Source organism: Streptomyces sp. CB01580, assembly GCF_001905795.1.
Lineage (GTDB): Bacteria > Actinomycetota > Actinomycetes > Streptomycetales > Streptomycetaceae > Streptomyces.
In genome coordinates this window covers 1-2,477 of the sequence record NZ_LIXJ01000080.1, presented here as the reverse complement: position 1 = coordinate 2,477, position 2,477 = coordinate 1, and the positions used below count along the sequence as shown (strand labels likewise).

Sequence of the window (2,477 nt, the reverse complement as noted above, 5' to 3'; positions counted from 1 at the left end):
CGGTCAGCCAGGCGACGGCCGCACCGTCGAGCAGCGCACGGTTGTCCGCCGCCCGCGCCCAGGACGGCATGGCATCCGAGGCGCCGATCCGGCCGACGGACACCCGATGGCCGTCCACGACGCCTGCGGCTCCCCGGCCGGGCTCTTCGGTGACGTCCGACGGCACCGACAGGTCCAGCCCTCGTTCCCGAGCCCCGTCGACGATGGCGCGGGCCAGCACGTGCGGCGAGTACTGGTCGACCGACGCCGCCACGCGCAGCACCTGCGCCGGTTTCCACGCCGGTGCGGCGGTGACGTCGAGGACGCGCGGACGGCCGCCCGTAAGCGTGCCGGTCTTGTCCAGCAGCAGGGTGCGGGCTCGGCCGAGGTTCTCCAGCGCGCCGCCGTCACGAATCACCACGCCGAGACGGGACGCGCGGGACAGCCCGGAGACGATCGCCACCGGCGCGGCCAGCAGCAGCGGGCACGGGGTGGCGACCACCAGGACCGCGACCGCGCGTACCGGGGAACCGCTCAGGAGCCAGGCCAGGCCCGCCACCGCGAGCGACAGGGGGAGGAACCACGCCGCGTACCGGTCGGCCAGGCGAACCACCGGAGCGGATTCCGCGCCGGCCTGCCGCGCCAGCCTCACGATCCCGGCATAGGTGCTGTCCTGCTCAGTGGCAGTGGCCCGCAGGTCGAAGGCGCCGCCCGCGTTGACCACACCGCTGCGCACCGCTTCGCCGTTCGCCCGCTCGACCTGCAACGACTCCCCTGTGAGCACTGACTCGTCCAACACGGCGACGGCGCTCTCCACGCGGCCGTCGACGGGCACTACCTCCCCCGGGCCCACCACGAGCAGATCACCGGCCCCCACCTCGGCCAGCGGCACCGTGCGCACCCCGACGTCGGTAAGGCGCCGGGCCGTGCGCGGCGCACGTTCCAGAAGCGCCCGCACGTCATGGGAGGCGCGCCGTCGAGCGGCGGCTTCGAGAGTGCGGCCGGTGGCCAGCATCAGGGCGATCAACGCACCGGCCAGGTACTCGCGCACGGCCAGGGTGCCGCCGAGAGCCAGAACAGCGATCAGATCCACGCCCGCATGACCCCGCCGCAACGCAGCCACGACCCACGCCACCGCCGGGACGACGGCGAACACGGTCCCCAGACCCCAGAACAGGTCCGCGAGGCTGCCCGCACCGGTGATCCAGGCCCCGGCGCCGGCCGCCAGGGCCGCTGCCGTGACGGCGAGAAGAGCCGGCTCCAGCCGTGCGGAAACGGCGGCTGCCGGCCCCGCTACGGAGAAATGCTTCATGCGCACCCCATGCCGTCCATCCTCGGCCCGGACCTGGTTCATCACACCTCGGCACCGCCCCGGCCACAGGATCCGAGCGACCCGCCGGGAGGGCCGAATGACGACGGGCGCGGGGCGACACGCGGAAGGCCACGCGCTTGCGTGCAGCGCATGCGCCGAACCCCCGTGTGCTCATGGCCGGTCGCCGACAGCAGCCGGCCGGTCCGTTCACCCACTTCCGTACGACCGTCGAGCGATGGCGCACTTCGGTCGCGGGGCCGAAGGCCCCTGAGGGGGCCGACGTCCGGCCCCCAGCGGCCGGACGTTCACGTGGGCGACCCGTGTCGTAGCGGTCACAACTGGGGAACGACAGCGATGGGACACGGTGCGTGATGCAGGAGGGCATGGTTGACCAGGCCGAGTTGCAAGCCCCGATGCACCAGTCGCGGGTGGGCGCCGACGATCAAAAGGTCCACTTCTGAGGCGGCTTCCAGCAGCGCCTGTCGAGCAGGTTTCTCGACCAGCTGTCGACAGACCGGGGCGTTGCGGTACCGCGTGCCCACCAAGCGCAGAGTGTCGTCGAGCACTTGCGCCGGCGGCCGTAGGTGGGCCTCCAGGGGCCACGACGGGGCCTGAGGCGTCGTGCACGCACTGGGCGGTGCGCTCCAGGCGTGCATCGCCACCAGCCGACAGTTCCGCACCTGGGCCTCGCGGAATGCGAACCGCAGGGCCGTGATGCTGCTCTCCTCGTTCTTGACGCCGACGACGATGCTCCCGAACCGGCCGTCCCGATGCTCCGCGGTGCCGCGGACAACGACGACCGGGCAGACGGCTCGTGCGGCCACGGCGAGGCCGACCGAGCCCAGGAGCAAACCGGCGAGGTCGCCGATGCCCCTGGAGCCAAGTACCAGTGCGAAGGCGTTGCGCCCGACGTCGATCAGGGCGGACGCCGCATCCTCGTACGAGACCTCGCTGGACAACCGCACTCCCGGAGCGTCCTCCCTGGCCCGTGCGGAGGCGGCTGCGATCACGTCGGACGCTGCGTGTTCATCGGCTGCCGCGTGCAGGATGTGGAGCGGCACATCCTGGCGGATCGCCTCGATGACGGCCCAGTCGACCGCTTCCAGGCCCGCCTTGGATCCGTCGACACCGACCACCAGGGGAATCGTCACCACCCGCCTCCTCTCATGCCGAATTCCACGCCCAC

General features: G+C 72.4%; 2 protein-coding genes. Both read right to left on the bottom strand.

The window, feature by feature from the left end; genetic code table 11:
• Window positions 1-1,291 (bottom strand): HAD-IC family P-type ATPase (locus AMK22_RS37170; protein WP_143203665.1); only part of this gene is annotated, 1,291 nt, incomplete at its 3' end.
• A 332-nt stretch (window positions 1,292-1,623) separates the two neighbouring features.
• Entirely contained in the window at window positions 1,624-2,442 is an 819-nt protein-coding gene (locus tag AMK22_RS37165; RefSeq protein WP_073792153.1) for a universal stress protein, read from the bottom strand.
• Window positions 2,443-2,477 lie beyond the last annotated feature (35 nt).